Here is a 12,903-nt window from a genome sequence, read left to right as displayed (position 1 = left end):
ATGCAAACAGAGGGGCCTGACGCCTGCCGGTCAGTCACCTGACGAGAACCTGACGTGACGTGGATCACATGACGTGTCGGCGCGGGCGGTCGCCGCAAAATGGTCACGTAACTCGGTTCAGTGCAGAACTATTTGATGGGCACTCAGCAAATCCGCCCACACGTCGACGGGCGGCGCCGCACGCTCGCGACGCCGCCCGCCGAGGGTGACACCTCACGACCTCGGTGTTTGCTCCATCGGTTTTCAGCTCTCGCCGGTCTCCTTGCCCAGCCAGTAGCCGAAGCCCCGCCGGGTATGGATCAGCGCGGTCGCTTCCCGGTCCACCTTGCGCCGCAGCCGGGAGACGAGTTGCTCGATCGCGTTGTCCCCCCGGAAGTCGCCCCAGACGTACCGGCTGATCTGCTCCTTCGACAGCACCCGGTGCGCGTTGCCGAGCAGGTGACGGAGCAGGCGGTACTCGGCAGGCGTGAGGTCGAGGTCGCGGGCGCCGCGCCGGGCCCGGCACAGGGTGTCGTCGAGGACCAGGTCCCCGTAGCCGGGGGCGCCACCGGCGGTACCGGCGGACGTGCCGCGCAGCAGCAGTCGCATACGGGTCAGCACCTCGGGAACCCGCAGCGGCTTGGTGACGTAATCCTTCTCGCCCAGGCCGAGTTCGGGCACGATCCGGTCGAGGCAGTCGTAGGAGGCGAGGTAGAGGACCGGCGGCCGATGGGCGATCACCGGGCGGCCCACCGCGTCGGCCCCGGTCAGGTCCGGCAGGGCGGTGTCGACGACCAGCAGATCGAATCGGTGGGCGCCGAGCCGGGCCAGCGCCTCGGCGGCCGTGCCCGTGAGGCCCACCCGGTAGCCGGTCAGTTCCAGGGTGGTGGCGAGCAGTTCGGCGAGATCCGGCTCACCCACGACGACCAGGACCGACTGACCGGCACCCCGGGCGAGCGAGGGTCTGCCCCTCACAGGTGACGACCCCTCCCCCGGACCGACACCCACGGGCGGAACCGGTGGCGGGGCGAGCCGACGGGTCGACGGCCCGCCGGATGCGGCGACACCCCGGTGGCCCCCGGGAGCGACCCGACCGTCGTCGCCGCGTGGGTGTCTTCGTGCCGGCATCAAAGGCGTGCCCTTCGTCGGCGGGATGAACCAGGAAGACGTCCACCGGACGGTGGCCCGATCTGCGGACGGGCACCGTCGGCCGGGTAACCGGTGCGCATGCTCAGCCGGCCGTGGCGCCGGACACGGGAGCCCGGAAGGGAGACCCGGGTGAGAGCACGCGCCCTCTCGACCGGCGCGGGCGAGGCGGGCGGCGGCGCCGACTGCGCGGGGGACATGACCCCACCTTACTCTTATGGTTGCCTAACTCAAGCAAATCAGCGGGCAACGGTGCGCGGGGCGCAACGCTTGCTTGACTCAAGTAATCGAGATGTGGTTGCCTAACTCAAGCAATCCGGGAGCCGCCCTGAGCGGAGTGTGGCTCCCGGCCGCCGAACCCGTGGGGACGGGGATCGGCGCGGTCCCCGGGCCCGGCAGCCGGCATCCCACCCGCCAGGCGCCGGGCCCCGGGACGCCTCCGACCTGCACGCACGCTCGGCCGCCCCGTGGGGGGTCGCGGTCCCCCGAACCGCCCCGGGCAACCGAGCGACCGAGTTGTCTCCAGCGAGAAAGGCCCCCTCATGAGCACGATGAAGTCCGTCCGGACCGGCGGTGCAGGCAAGATCGACGTCGTGGACGTCGAGCGGCCGGTGCCCGGGCCCAAGGACGCGCTCGTACGGATCCGCGCTTGCGGCATCTGCGGCACCGACGTCACCTTCCTGCACATGGGCGGCATGCCCGCCCGGGCCCATCTGGGCGGCGAGCTTCTCCCCGTGGCGCTCGGCCACGAGCCGGCCGGTGAGGTCGTGGAGGTCGGCGCCGAGGTGGACGGCCTCAGGGTGGGCGACCGCGTGGTCGTCAATCCGCAGGACGCGCCCACCGGCATCATCGGCTGCGGCGGGAAGTTCGGCGGTATGAGCGAGTACCTGCTGATCGAGAACGCCGAGGTCGGCAAGAGCGTCGCCGTCTTCCCCGACACCGTGCCGTTCGACGTGGCCTCGCTCAACGAGCCGATGGCGGTGTCCCGGCACGCCGTCAACCGCTCCGAGGCGGGGCCGGACGACAAGGTCGTCGTGTTCGGTGCCGGACCGATCGGTCTGGGCGTGGCGATCTGGCTGAAGCTGCGCGGCGTGCGGCACGTGGTGGTCGCCGACGTCATCCCCTCCCGGCTGGAGAAGGCACTGGCCGTCGGGGCGGACGCGGTCATCGACTCGGCCGAGGAGGACGTGGCCGCACGGCTGACCGCACTGCACGGGCAGAGCGCCAACGCCCTCGGGCAGCCCCGTCCGGGCACCGACATCTTCATCGACGCGGCCGGCGCCCCGGCCGTCTTCAACACCGTGGTGCGGTCGGCGAAGTGGCACGCGAAGCTGGTCATGGTGGCCGTGCAGAAGAAGGGCGAGATCGACCTCGGCGGCATGCTCCGCAGCGAACTCACCCTCATCGCCTCCCAGGGCTACCCGACCGAGATCTTCGAGGTGACCCCGGAACTGGTCGAACACCAGGAGCGGTTCGCCAAGCTGATCAGCCACCGTGTCCCGTTCTCCGAGGCAGGCCGCGCCTTCGAACTGGCCCTGACCCCGGGCGCGGCGGAGAAGGTCGTCGTCACGCTGGACGACCAGGACCTCGTGGACGACCGGGACCTCCGCACGCGGGGCCGACGGTCCGCGTGACCCCGCGGGCCGCCGGAGCGTAGGTGTCTGCCGGCCACCGGTTCGGGAATGTCCCCCGGCCGGCGGTCCGGGCCCCCTCGACCCGCCCCCCTCGGCCCACGGCCCCTCCCCCACCGTCCCGTCCCCCCTTCCCCCGCTTCTCCTCACGACAGGAACGGCACCCCATGCGCGCGACCCTGCGGCAGGCGGCGCGGGCCACGGTCCACCTCTTCCTGGCCGCCGCCATGGCCTTCGGGTCGTACCTCTTCATCACCGTCCTGCTGATCGCCGCCACCGGCACGGTCACGGGGGTCGGAATCTGGCTGCTGCCCGAGACCGTGCTGCTGATCCGCCGGATCGCCGGCGCCAAGCGGCGGTTGACGGCGTCCTGGACCGGCCGGGAGATACCGGAGGCGTACCAGGCGGTCACCGGCCCGCTGCGCGAGCGGCTGCGCACGTCCGTCGGGGACCCCGGCACGCTCACCGATCTGCGCTGGATGGGGGCGTACTACGCCTACGGATGGCTGACCGTGCTCGTGCTGCCGCTGTGGCCGGCCGGCCTGCTGGTCGACGGGGTGCGGCGCGGGCTGCTGGGCCGCGAGGCGATGGCGCTGCCGTTGCTCGGCCGGCTCGCCGACCTGGAGGCGGGCTGGTCGACGGCCCTGCTCAGGCCCTCCCCCGAAGCGCTGCTGGCCAGACGGGTCGAGCAGCTCACCGCGACCCGGGCGGACGCGGTCGCCACGCACGGCGCCGAACTGCGCCGCATCGAACGGGACCTGCACGACGGCGCCCAGGCCCGCCTGGTCGCCCTGTCGATGCGGATCGGACTGGCCGGCCGGGCGTACGGAACCGACCCCGCCACCGCGCGCAGACTGCTCTCCGACGCGCAGGACCAGGCCGAGGCGGCACTGACCGAACTGCGGCACGTCGTACGCGGCATCCATCCGCCGATCCTCACCGACCGCGGGCTCGTGGGCGCCGTGCGGGCGCTGGCGGGCGGCAGCGGACTGCTGGTGACCGTGCGGACCGACCGGCTCGCGGAGGAGCCGAGGGCGCCGGCCGCGGTGGAGGCGGCCGCCTACTTCGTGATCGCCGAGGCGCTCACCAACGCCGCCAAGTACAGCGGGTCGGACCGGGCCGAGGTCGTGCTGGCCCGCTCGCGGACCGGGCTGAGCGTGCGGGTGCGCGACGAGGGCCGCGGCGGGGTCGACGAGAGCGCCGGAACAGGGCTGCCGGGCATGCGGCGCCGGGTCGCCGCGCTCGACGGGACGGTGCGGGTGACGAGCCCTGCGGGCGGGCCCACGGTGATCCAGGTGGAGCTGCCGTGCGTGTGGTGAGGGCCGGCCCGTCGAGCGACGGTCGGGGCGGGCGGCCCTCCCCGCGCCACAGCCCCCTGACGGTGCGCACCCATGTGCACCGCGCCATGACGGAACTCCGCGCCCGGGACCGCGCCCAGCCGGTCGTCATCGCCTTCCGGTCGGGCCTCGTCCGGGTACCCGAGCCGCTGCCCGGCGACCGCTGAGCGCACGACCGGCACAGCGCCGTTCAGGCGAAACCGCGGCCTCTTCCGCGTGCCGCGGCCCGGCGGCGTCCACAACTCACCCGTGACCCTCCCTCTCATCGCCCCCATGCTCGCCACCCCGGGCCGGCTGCCGCCCGTCGCCCAGGACGCGCGCTGGGCCTACGAGACCAAGCAGGACGGGCAGCGCGCCGTGGTGTACCTCGCCGGAGACGGGAGCGTCACCCTGCGCGCCCGTTCGGGGGAGGACATCACCCGCGCCTATCCCGAGCTGCGGCCGCTGGGCGAAGCGCTCGGCGGCACGCCCGCCGTACTCGACGGCGAGATCCTCGCCCTGGACGGACAGGGCCGGGCCGACTTCCAGCTGCTCCAGTCCCGGATGGGCCTGGTCCAGGCGCCCGGCAAGGCCGCACGGCTGGCGGCGACGGCTCCCGTGCACCTCGTGCTGTTCGACGTGCTCCATCTCGGCGGGCGGTCCCTCCTACCGCTGTCGTACACGCGGCGCAGGGCGCGGCTGGAGGCGCTCGCGCTGGACGGCCCGTCCTGGTCGACGCCGGGCGCCCTGGTCGGGCACGGGCGCGAGGCGCTGGAGGCGACCCGCGCCCACGGTCTGGAGGGGCTGGTCTGCAAGCGTCTGGACTCGGCGTACGAGCCGGGGGTGCGCTCCCGCGCCTGGATCAAGATCCGGAACATGCGGGTCGCGGACGTCCTGGTCGGCGGCTGGCTGCCGGGCAAGGGCCGGCTGACCGGGCTGCCGGGCGCCGTCCTGGTGGGGCAGCGGGCCGCGACGGGACTGCGGTACGTCGGCGGGGTGGGCACCGGCTGGAGCGAGGCCGAGCGGGTCGAACTCGCGGCCCTGCTGCGGGCCGCCGCGACCGACGCGTGCCCCTTCGACGACGTGCCGCGGGCGCCGGGCGCCCGGTGGGTGGTGCCCCGGCTGGTCGGCGAGGTCCGGTACAGCACGCGGACCCGGGCGGGGCTGCTGCGCCAGCCGTCCTGGCTCCGGCTGCGACCGGACCTGACGCCCGAGGAGTCGGCGGCGGACCTGCCGGACATTTCCGCCTGACCTCCCCCCGGCAGCCAAGTATTGGGCCGTGCTTCACCACTGATACGCCTGCGGCCTCTTGGCGCGGCGGGGAAAACCCGGGAAGCTGAGCTGCTTTTCAACTCCCTCTCCCCACACAGCCGTTCGGCTGCGCCCGAAACCCCGAGGAGGACGCAGTGTCGTCACCGAAGTTCAAGGTCCACCGGAGGAGGTGGCTCACCGGGTTCGCCGGTGCCGCCGCGCTCGTCCTCGCCCTCCCGTCGGCGGCCTTCGCCGCCCCGCCGACGGCGCTGCCGTCCAACGCCGAAGCCGCCGAGCTGACGTACCAGCCCGCGTTCGACTACGACACCGACGGCTGCTACTCGACGCCCGCCATCGGTCCCGACGGCACGATCAACGGCGGACTGAACCCGACCGGCGCCCTCAACGGCAGCTGCCGGGACGCCTCCGACCTGGACAACACCAACAGCTACTCGCGCTACAAGTGCAACAACGGCTGGTGCGCGTACCTGTACGGCCTCTATTTCGAGAAGGACCAGGCCCTGGCGGGCAGCAGCATAGGCGGGCACCGGAACGACTGGGAGCACGTCGTGATCTGGGTGCAGAACGGCCAGGTCCAGTACGTCTCGACGTCCAACCACGGCTCGTTCACGGTGACCGCGGCCTCCGGCGTCCGCTTCGACGGCACGCACGCGAAGATCGTCTATCACAAGGACGGCATCGGCACCCACTGCTTCCGGCTCGCGAACACCAACGACGAGCCGCCGGAGAACCACAAGGGCACCTGGCAGTACCCGCCGTTGGTCGGCTGGAACGGCTACCCGGCGGGCCTGCGCGACAAGTTGAGCGCGTACAACTTCGGCAGCGCCAACTTCGGTCTGAAGGACGCCAACTTCACCAACCACCTCTCCTCGGCGAAGCCGTCCGGGATCGCCTTCGACCCGGCCGCGTGAGCCCCGGCCGCCGTCCACGGCCGGGGTGCGCGGTCCCCGACCGTGGACGGCGGCGCCGCCACGCCCCCATGATGTCCGGATGGATCTTCACGACGAACTGCCGCCGGCCGTACCGGCGAAGGAGCTGCTCGCCCTCGCCGACAGTCATCACGCCCGCGTCGCACGGCCGTTGGGGACGCAAAGGATCGCCGGGCACCTGGTCAAGGCGTACGCGCTGGAGGCCCCGGGACGGACGGTGACGGAACCCGCCGCCCGGGAGGCGCTGCGGGTCGCCGCCGGCCATCTGGAACTCGGGCCGTCGCGGGGCTCGCTCGGGCTCGCCGTCGTCCTGGCGCACGCGGGCGGCGACGGGGACTACCTCCTGGTCCACACCTGGATCGAGGGCCATATGGCGGACCTGGCGGTGTTCACGGGTCCCGCGGACCGGCCGAAGGACCTGCGGCCGGGGCGGTCGGGCCTGGCCCCCTGTGTGTGGGAGGCGGCCGTACTGGCCCATGAGCGCGACGCCTTCGCGCGGCACGTGCTGGACGGCACCGGTCCCCTCGTGGAGCGGCTGGCCGGCTGGGGCGCGGACACGATCGAGGGGGACGTCAGGTGAGCGCCGTCGCACGGGTCCGGGAGGCCGAGCGGTCCGATCTGCCGCGTGTCGCCGAACTGTGCGCCCAGCACGCGGAGTACGAGCGTGCCGCCCCGCCGGTGCCGGACCTCGCGAAGCGGCTGGCCCGGCTGCTCTTCGACACCCCGGCTCCCCGGATGTACTGCCTGGTCGCCGAACTGCCGGACGGCGAGGTCGTCGGCTACGCGACCTGCGCGCCGGAGCTCGCCACCTGGGAGGGCCGCGAGTACCTCGTCATGGACTGTCTCTTCCTCACTCCCGGCCATCGCGGCCTGGGGCTGGGCGCCCTGCTGGTGGAGGCCGTGGCGGCCCGGGCCAGGAGTCTGGGCATGAGCGAGGTGCAGTGGCAGACCCCGGCCTGGAACGAAGGGGCGATCCGCTTCTACGCCCGCCTCGGCGCGCTCGGCACCGACAAGCGGCGCTTCGTACTCGACGTGCGCTCCTGACGGGGCGCGAACGGCCGATCGCCACTCGACCGGGTTCCCTGCGGGCTCCGGCTTCGACGGGCCGGCCGCCGGTGGCCGAAACCGACCATCGGCACGGCGCACGGTCCACGAGGGTCTATCGTGTCCCGCATGTCCGTTCCGGAAATGATCCGTATCGTCTCCCGTGACTCGCCCATGGCGCTGGCCCAAGTGGAGCGCGTGCGCTCGGAGTTGGCCTCCCTGCATCCCGGTGTGCGCACCGAGGTCGTCCCCGTGAAGACGACCGGCGACAAGTGGATGGGCGACCTGTCCCAGGTCGACGGCAAGGGCGCCTTCACCAAGGAGGTCGACGCGGCGCTGCTGGCCGGTGCGGCGGATCTCGCGGTGCACTGCGTCAAGGACGTGCCGGCGGACCGGCCGCTGCCCGCGGGCACGGTGTTCGCCGCCTTCCTGCGGCGGGACGACATCCGCGACGCCCTCGTTCACCCGGGTGGCCGCACCCTGGACGAGCTCGCGGCCGGGACGCGGATCGGCACCTCCTCGGTGCGCCGGATCGCCCAGCTCGCCGCCACCCATCCCCACCTGCAATGTGTGCCGTTCCGGGGCAACGCCAACCGGCGGCTGGAGAAGCTGGCGGCGGGCGAGGCCGACGCGCTGCTGCTCGCCGTGTCCGGACTGGAGCGCATCGACCGGCGGGACGTGATCACCGAGGTGCTGTCGCCGGAGACGATGATGCCGCCGATCGGCGCGGGCATCCTCGCCCTCCAGTGCCGCGAGGGCGACACCGACGTCATCGACGTCGTCAGCGGACTGGGCGATCCGGCCACCCACCGGGAGGCCACGGCCGAACGCATGTTCCTGCATGTGCTCCAGGGGCACTGCAACAGTCCGATCGCGGGCTTCGCGCGTGTGGACCGAAGCGGCGAACTGTCCCTGCGCGCCTGCGTGTTCACCCCGGACGGGAAGACCCGGCTGAACGCCCACGAGTGGGCCGGCCGACTGGACCCGGCGACGCTCGGCACGTCGGTGGCGGTGTCGCTGCTGCGTCAGGGCGCGCGCGAGATCATCGACGGCATCCCGCGCTGACCGTCCGGCGGACCGGCGGCCCGCCGAAGGGCGCGGCACCCCTCAGGCGCTGCCCTCTTCGGCCTGGTCGCGCAGGAAGTTGCTGACCTGCCGGGCCAGACTGTCGCGTCCCGCGCCGGCCGGCGCCCCGGCGCTTTCCTCGGCCAGGCCGATGCCGCCCGTCCACAGCCGGCGGTCGGCCCAGTCGTCGTCGACCCGCAGCTGGATCTGGACGTCCACCTGGCCGAGCGACGCCTCGGGTCCCGCCGCGTACAGCACGGCGGTGGCCCGGCGCAGCGGATAGACGTCGAAGCCCTCGATGAACTGCGAGTTGCGCCAGTCGATGAACGCGCTCTCGCCCTCGGAGCCCAGCCGCACGTCGATCTGGCCGTCCTCGAGGTGGATCGTGGAGTGCTTGGCCCCCCGGTTCTCGACGGTGACGCGCAGACAGAAGTACGTCAGCCCCTCGGCCGCGTCGTCGCGTCCTCTGGGCGGCTCGCTCTGCTCCAGACGGTGGACGCTGACCCGCAGACCGGCATACTCGTCGTACTCCTGCCAGTCCCCGACCACGTTCGGCTCGTACACAGTCCACCTCTCGACTTCTACCGGCTGCTTCCTATCCGTGCGCCGATCGCACTGTCAAATGAGCAGAATGCGCTGTGGCCAGGGAATTCATCCCTTTTGATCGCTGATCAAGCCGTGCGCAGGAAGAATCCGCCGGCACGCCGCGACAGGGCTTGTCGCGGGCGTGCCGCACATCACGTTCCCGGGCGGGGGTCAGCGGGCCAGCCGGCCCAGGAGCGAGGAGGCCGCGGCGACGCCGAGCGCGGCGGCCACGATCAGCACCCCGAAGTCGAGGGCGAGGTGCGCGGGCGTGCCGAGGAGCAGCCCCCGCAGCGCGTCCACCTCGTAGCTGAGCGGGTTGACCTTGCTGACGGCCTGGAGCCACCCCGGCATGATGTCGACCGGGTACAGCGCGTTGGAGCCGAAGAACAGCGGCATGGTGATCGCCTGCCCGAAGCCCATGAGGCGGTCGCGGCTCAGGACGATGCCCGCGATGGTCATCGACAGGCAGGAGAAGAAGGCCGAGCCCAGGACGACGATCGCGGCGACCCCGAGCAGCTTCAGCGGGTTCCAGGTCAGGGCGACGCCGAGCAGGGCGGCGATGACGACCACGACCACCGCCTGGATCACCGACTTCAGACCGGCCGCGAAGGCCTTGCCGGTGATCAGCGCGGAGCGCGGGGTCGGTGTGACGAGCAGCTTGTTCAGCACGCCGGCGTCCCGCTCCCAGATGATCTGGATGCCGTAGAAGATGGCGATGAACATGGCGGACTGGGCGATGATGCCGGGCGCCAGGTAGTCGATGTAGGGGATGCCGTCGGTCGGGATCGCCTTGATGCGGGTGAAGGTCTGGCCGAAGATCAGCAGCCACAGGGCGGGCTGCACCGCCCGGGTGTACAGCTCGGTGCGGTCGTGGCGCAGCTTCTGGAGTTCGACGGCGCACAGGGCGGCGACCCGGGCGGGCACCAGCCGCCAGCCGACACGGGGCCGGGGCGGCCGCAGCAGCAGGTCGATGTTCTGCGGGCGGGCGTGGTCAGCCGACGCGGTGAGCGGTGCGGCGGGTGCTTCGGACATCGCGGAAATCTCCTGCCTGCTCGTCGAGGCCGCTGCCGGCGACGTCCCGGAAGACGTCCTCCAGGGTCGGCAGCGGGGCCGTGGTCGGTGCGCCCTCGGCGCGTCGTCGTTCGCCGAGGCCCTGCCGGAGCTCGGCCGGGGTGCCGAGGGCGCGGATCCGGCCGCGGTGCATCAGGCCGACCCGGTCGCAGTACTGGTCGGCCTCGTCCATGTAGTGCGTGGTCACCAGGACGGTCATGCCGGTGGCCTCGCGTACGGCGGTGATGTGCTCCCAGACACCCGTTCGGGCGATCGGGTCGAGACCGATCGTCGGCTCGTCGAGAATCAGCAGCCGGGGCGCGCTCACCAGCGCCTGGGCGAGTTCGAGACGGCGGACCATGCCACCGGAGTAGGTGCCGGCGAGCCGGTCGGCGGCGTCGGTGAGGCCGACGGCGCCCAGCGCCTGGTCGACGCGTTCGGCGCGCTCGCGCCGCGACACGTCGAAGACGCGGGCGAACAGGGAGACGTTCTCCCTGCCGGTGAGCCCCGAGTCGGCGGAGAGTTGCTGCGGGACGTAGCCGAGCAGCCGCCGTACGGCCATGCGGTCGCCGGCCGCGTCGTGGCCGAAGACCCGCACCATGCCGGACGGGACCGGCAGCAGGGTCGTGAGGCAGCGGATGGCGGTGGTCTTGCCGGCTCCGTTGGGCCCGAGCAGGCCGAAGACCTCACCCTCCCGGACGGTCAGATCGAGCCCGTCGACCGCCTTCGTGTCACCGAAGGCGTAGGCGAGCCGGGTGCAGGCGACGGCGTCCGTGGCGCTGTCGGTCGTCATGACTCCTCGGCCTCCTCGTGCAGGTTGACGGCGAGCGCGCGCAGGGCGGGGAGTGCCGCGCGCAGGGCTTCCCGGTCGGCGGCGTCCAGCCGGGCGACATGCCGGCCGACGAGGGCGGCGCGACGTTCCCGCCACGCCCCCAGGCGGGCCTCGGCCGCGTCGGTGAGCAGGAGCCTGGCGGCGCGCCGGTCGGCGGGGTCGGTCTCGCGGATGAGGTAACCGTCCTTGACCAGCTGGTTGACGAGAGTCGAGACGGAGTTGCCCGCCAGGTACAGCTCCTTGGCCGCGTCGGAGACGCCGATGCCGGGCCGGGCCTCGACGAGGCGCAGCAGCTCGACCTCGGCGCCGCGCAGCCGCGGCAGGGTCAGACCGGCCCGCAGCCGCCGTCTGAGCAGTCGCTGGACGCCGACGAGTGCGTCGGCGAGCTCTTCCGGGAACGTCTCCCGGTCCGTCTGCTGGTCCCACCGCTCCTGATCCACACGAGTGAGATTACCTCTGTGTCAGAGGTAAACCACCAAGGGCGCGTCAAGAGCACGGGTCGGGAAAAGGGCCGGGAGCGAGAGACCGGGTGACCGGGGCGCCGAGGCAGGAGACAAACGGAACCATAGGGAGCAAACAGTGAGGAACTGTTTCAAGATGGTTCATGACGGGAATCCATATGAGGTGCTTCGGACAGGAGGCACTTCCGTGGGATCCCGCCGAGCGGCCGGTCCCGGGTGTTCTCCCGTCCCCCCGAGTACGCGTTTCCCACGGTGTCCGGCCCTTTCTCGGCATCCTCCTGGAAGGCGCGCGAGATGCGTAGCACCGTCAGAACGAAGCAGCACCCCCACGACGACGCGCCGGACACCGGCGAGTCCTTCGTGCGGCTCGTCGGCCTGCCCGACGGGCCCGAGCGGCAGGCTCTGAAGGACGAGCTGGTCCGCCTCTGGCTGCCGATGGCCGAGCGGATCGCCGTACGCTTCCGGGGGCGCGGCGAGAACCTCGAGGACCTGTACCAGGTCGCCGCGCTGGGACTCGTCAAGGCCGTCGACCACTACGACCCCGAGCGCGGCCGTGCCTTCGAGGCGTACGCGGTGCCGACGATCACCGGTGAGATCAAGCGGCACTTCCGCGACCACATGTGGACGCTGCACGTGCCGCGCCGGGTCCAGGACCTGCGCAACCGGGTACGCAACGCCGCGAAGGAGCTGTCCCAGACGACTCCGGGGCGCCCGCCGACCGTCGCCGAGATCGCCGCGCACGCGCAGCTGAGCGAGGACGAGGTGCGGACCGGGGCGGAGGCGCTGGAGTGCTTCTCCGCGCTGTCGCTGGAGGCCGAGCTGCCCGGTACCGACGGTTACGCGCTGGAGGACGCCCTCGGCGACCCGGACCCCGGTTACGACGCCGTCGTCGACCGCGTGGCCGTGGCGCCCTGTCTGCGGGCCCTGCCCGAGCGTGAACGCACGATCCTGTACATGCGGTTCTTCGCGGGCATGACGCAGAGCCGGATCGCCGATCAGCTGGGCATCTCGCAGATGCACGTCTCACGCCTGCTCAGCGGCTGCTTCGCGCGGCTGCGCGAGGAGATCGCCGCCGAGGCGGACTGACCGCGCCCGGCCTGCCCCCACCCCCGACCGGACTCCGCCCCGAGGGGCCTCACTCCAACGGATCCAGGGGCGGCGCGCCGGGGATCTGGGTGGGACCGAGCCGGTCGAGGGAGTCCTCCAGCCGGGCCCGGATCTCGTCGGGCATCTCCCCCGTGCGCCCCCAGACGAGGATCAGCTCGGCGACGTTGCGCAGCCTGATGTTGGAGTGCTGGGAGACCTCCTTCAGCACGGTCCAGCCCTGGTCGGGCGTCATCCGCCCGAGAGCGACCACCACTCCGATCGCCTGGTCGACCACGGCGTGGGAGGCGACGGCCTCCTTGAGCTGGTCGACTTCCGCCTGGAGTGCGAAGACCCGGGCCGTTTCATCGGTCGTCGTGTGCGGTACTCGTGCCACCGCTCCATCGTGCCACCGGGTCCCTCGGCAGGCGCCCGGGACGGTTCCGGTCGGACACTGGTGGTAGCCCCCCGCCGTGGTGGCCCCCGCCGCCCGGCCGAGAGACCAGAAAC

General features: G+C 72.4%; 15 protein-coding genes. 9 read left to right on the top strand and 6 right to left on the bottom strand.

What is annotated here, in order from left to right; translation table 11 throughout:
- Positions 1-243: 243 nt before the first annotated feature.
- The gene (locus OG440_RS35075) at positions 244-954 is read right to left on the bottom strand and encodes a response regulator transcription factor (RefSeq protein ID WP_406010778.1); all 711 of its coding nucleotides are present in this window, start codon (positions 952-954) and stop codon (positions 244-246) included.
- A 713-nt stretch (positions 955-1,667) separates the two neighbouring features.
- Here OG440_RS35075 and OG440_RS35070 point away from each other — a divergent pair.
- The 8 genes from OG440_RS35070 (at position 1,668) to hemC (ending at position 8,382) form a co-directional block, all read left to right on the top strand.
- Positions 1,668-2,759 carry a zinc-binding dehydrogenase gene (locus OG440_RS35070; RefSeq protein WP_406010777.1) on the top strand — a complete coding sequence of 364 codons (1,092 nt, stop codon included), beginning with the start codon at positions 1,668-1,670 and terminating at the stop codon, positions 2,757-2,759.
- 164 nt (positions 2,760-2,923) lie between these two features.
- Positions 2,924-4,075: a histidine kinase gene (locus tag OG440_RS35065; protein WP_406010776.1), complete on the top strand. Its 1,152-nt coding sequence runs from the start codon at positions 2,924-2,926 to the stop codon at positions 4,073-4,075.
- Positions 4,063-4,260 (top strand): hypothetical protein, encoded by a 198-nt coding sequence (locus tag OG440_RS35060; protein ID WP_406010775.1) that lies wholly within the window; start codon positions 4,063-4,065, stop codon positions 4,258-4,260. Before OG440_RS35065 ends, OG440_RS35060 begins: the two co-directional genes overlap by 13 nt.
- Positions 4,261-4,342: 82 nt before the next feature.
- Positions 4,343-5,323 carry an ATP-dependent DNA ligase gene (locus OG440_RS35055; RefSeq protein WP_406010774.1) on the top strand — a complete coding sequence of 327 codons (981 nt, stop codon included), beginning with the start codon at positions 4,343-4,345 and terminating at the stop codon, positions 5,321-5,323.
- Positions 5,324-5,478: 155 nt separating this feature from the next.
- Positions 5,479-6,255: an NPP1 family protein gene (locus OG440_RS35050; RefSeq protein ID WP_406010773.1), complete on the top strand. Its 777-nt coding sequence runs from the start codon at positions 5,479-5,481 to the stop codon at positions 6,253-6,255.
- 79 nt (positions 6,256-6,334) lie between these two features.
- The gene (locus OG440_RS35045) at positions 6,335-6,853 is read left to right on the top strand and encodes a hypothetical protein (protein WP_406010772.1); all 519 of its coding nucleotides are present in this window, start codon (positions 6,335-6,337) and stop codon (positions 6,851-6,853) included.
- Positions 6,850-7,317, top strand: a complete 468-nt coding sequence (locus OG440_RS35040) for a GNAT family N-acetyltransferase (protein WP_406010771.1) — start codon at positions 6,850-6,852, stop codon at positions 7,315-7,317. Before OG440_RS35045 ends, OG440_RS35040 begins: the two co-directional genes overlap by 4 nt.
- Positions 7,318-7,446: 129 nt before the next feature.
- Positions 7,447-8,382, top strand: a complete 936-nt coding sequence (gene hemC, locus OG440_RS35035) for a hydroxymethylbilane synthase (RefSeq protein ID WP_406010770.1) — start codon at positions 7,447-7,449, stop codon at positions 8,380-8,382.
- A gap of 42 nt (positions 8,383-8,424) precedes the next feature.
- Here hemC and OG440_RS35030 read toward each other — a convergent pair whose 3' ends face one another.
- The 4 genes from OG440_RS35030 to OG440_RS35015 form a co-directional block, all read right to left on the bottom strand.
- Positions 8,425-8,946, bottom strand: a complete 522-nt coding sequence (locus OG440_RS35030; protein WP_406010769.1) for a hypothetical protein — start codon at positions 8,944-8,946, stop codon at positions 8,425-8,427.
- Between the two features lie 192 nt (positions 8,947-9,138).
- Entirely contained in the window at positions 9,139-9,999 is an 861-nt protein-coding gene (locus tag OG440_RS35025) for an ABC transporter permease (RefSeq protein ID WP_406010768.1), read from the bottom strand.
- Positions 9,959-10,810 (bottom strand): ABC transporter ATP-binding protein, encoded by an 852-nt coding sequence (locus OG440_RS35020; protein ID WP_406010767.1) that lies wholly within the window; start codon positions 10,808-10,810, stop codon positions 9,959-9,961. Before OG440_RS35020 ends, OG440_RS35025 begins: the two co-directional genes overlap by 41 nt.
- Positions 10,807-11,289 (bottom strand): MarR family winged helix-turn-helix transcriptional regulator, encoded by a 483-nt coding sequence (locus OG440_RS35015; RefSeq protein ID WP_406010766.1) that lies wholly within the window; start codon positions 11,287-11,289, stop codon positions 10,807-10,809. Before OG440_RS35015 ends, OG440_RS35020 begins: the two co-directional genes overlap by 4 nt.
- Before the next feature lie 315 nt (positions 11,290-11,604).
- On the opposite strand from OG440_RS35015, the gene OG440_RS35010 reads away from it, so the two are divergent.
- Positions 11,605-12,396: a SigB/SigF/SigG family RNA polymerase sigma factor gene (locus OG440_RS35010; protein ID WP_406010765.1), complete on the top strand. Its 792-nt coding sequence runs from the start codon at positions 11,605-11,607 to the stop codon at positions 12,394-12,396.
- A 49-nt stretch (positions 12,397-12,445) separates the two neighbouring features.
- Here OG440_RS35010 and OG440_RS35005 read toward each other — a convergent pair whose 3' ends face one another.
- Complete coding sequence (locus tag OG440_RS35005) at positions 12,446-12,790, bottom strand: ANTAR domain-containing protein (RefSeq protein ID WP_406010764.1); 345 nt, start codon at positions 12,788-12,790, stop codon at positions 12,446-12,448.
- Between the last annotated feature and the right edge of the window lie 113 nt (positions 12,791-12,903).

This window comes from Streptomyces sp. NBC_00637 (assembly GCF_045161545.1).
Classification (GTDB): Bacteria; Actinomycetota; Actinomycetes; order Streptomycetales; family Streptomycetaceae; genus Streptomyces.
The sequence above is the reverse complement of the archived record's forward strand: the minus strand, read 5'-3'. Positions and strand labels throughout refer to the sequence as shown.

Bases quoted from the DNA above. Each gene is read 5' to 3' on its own strand.
- hemC (WP_406010770.1), top strand. From the start codon at position 7,447: ATGTCCGTTCCGGAAATGATCCGTATCGTCTCCCGTGACTCGCCCATG.
- OG440_RS35025 (WP_406010768.1), bottom strand. From the start codon at position 9,999: ATGTCCGAAGCACCCGCCGCACCGCTCACCGCGTCGGCTGACCACGCC.
- OG440_RS35070 (WP_406010777.1), top strand. From the start codon at position 1,668: ATGAGCACGATGAAGTCCGTCCGGACCGGCGGTGCAGGCAAGATCGAC.
- OG440_RS35045 (WP_406010772.1), top strand. From the start codon at position 6,335: ATGGATCTTCACGACGAACTGCCGCCGGCCGTACCGGCGAAGGAGCTG.
- OG440_RS35020 (WP_406010767.1), bottom strand. From the start codon at position 10,810: ATGACGACCGACAGCGCCACGGACGCCGTCGCCTGCACCCGGCTCGCC.
- OG440_RS35065 (WP_406010776.1), top strand. From the start codon at position 2,924: ATGCGCGCGACCCTGCGGCAGGCGGCGCGGGCCACGGTCCACCTCTTC.
- OG440_RS35010 (WP_406010765.1), top strand. From the start codon at position 11,605: ATGCGTAGCACCGTCAGAACGAAGCAGCACCCCCACGACGACGCGCCG.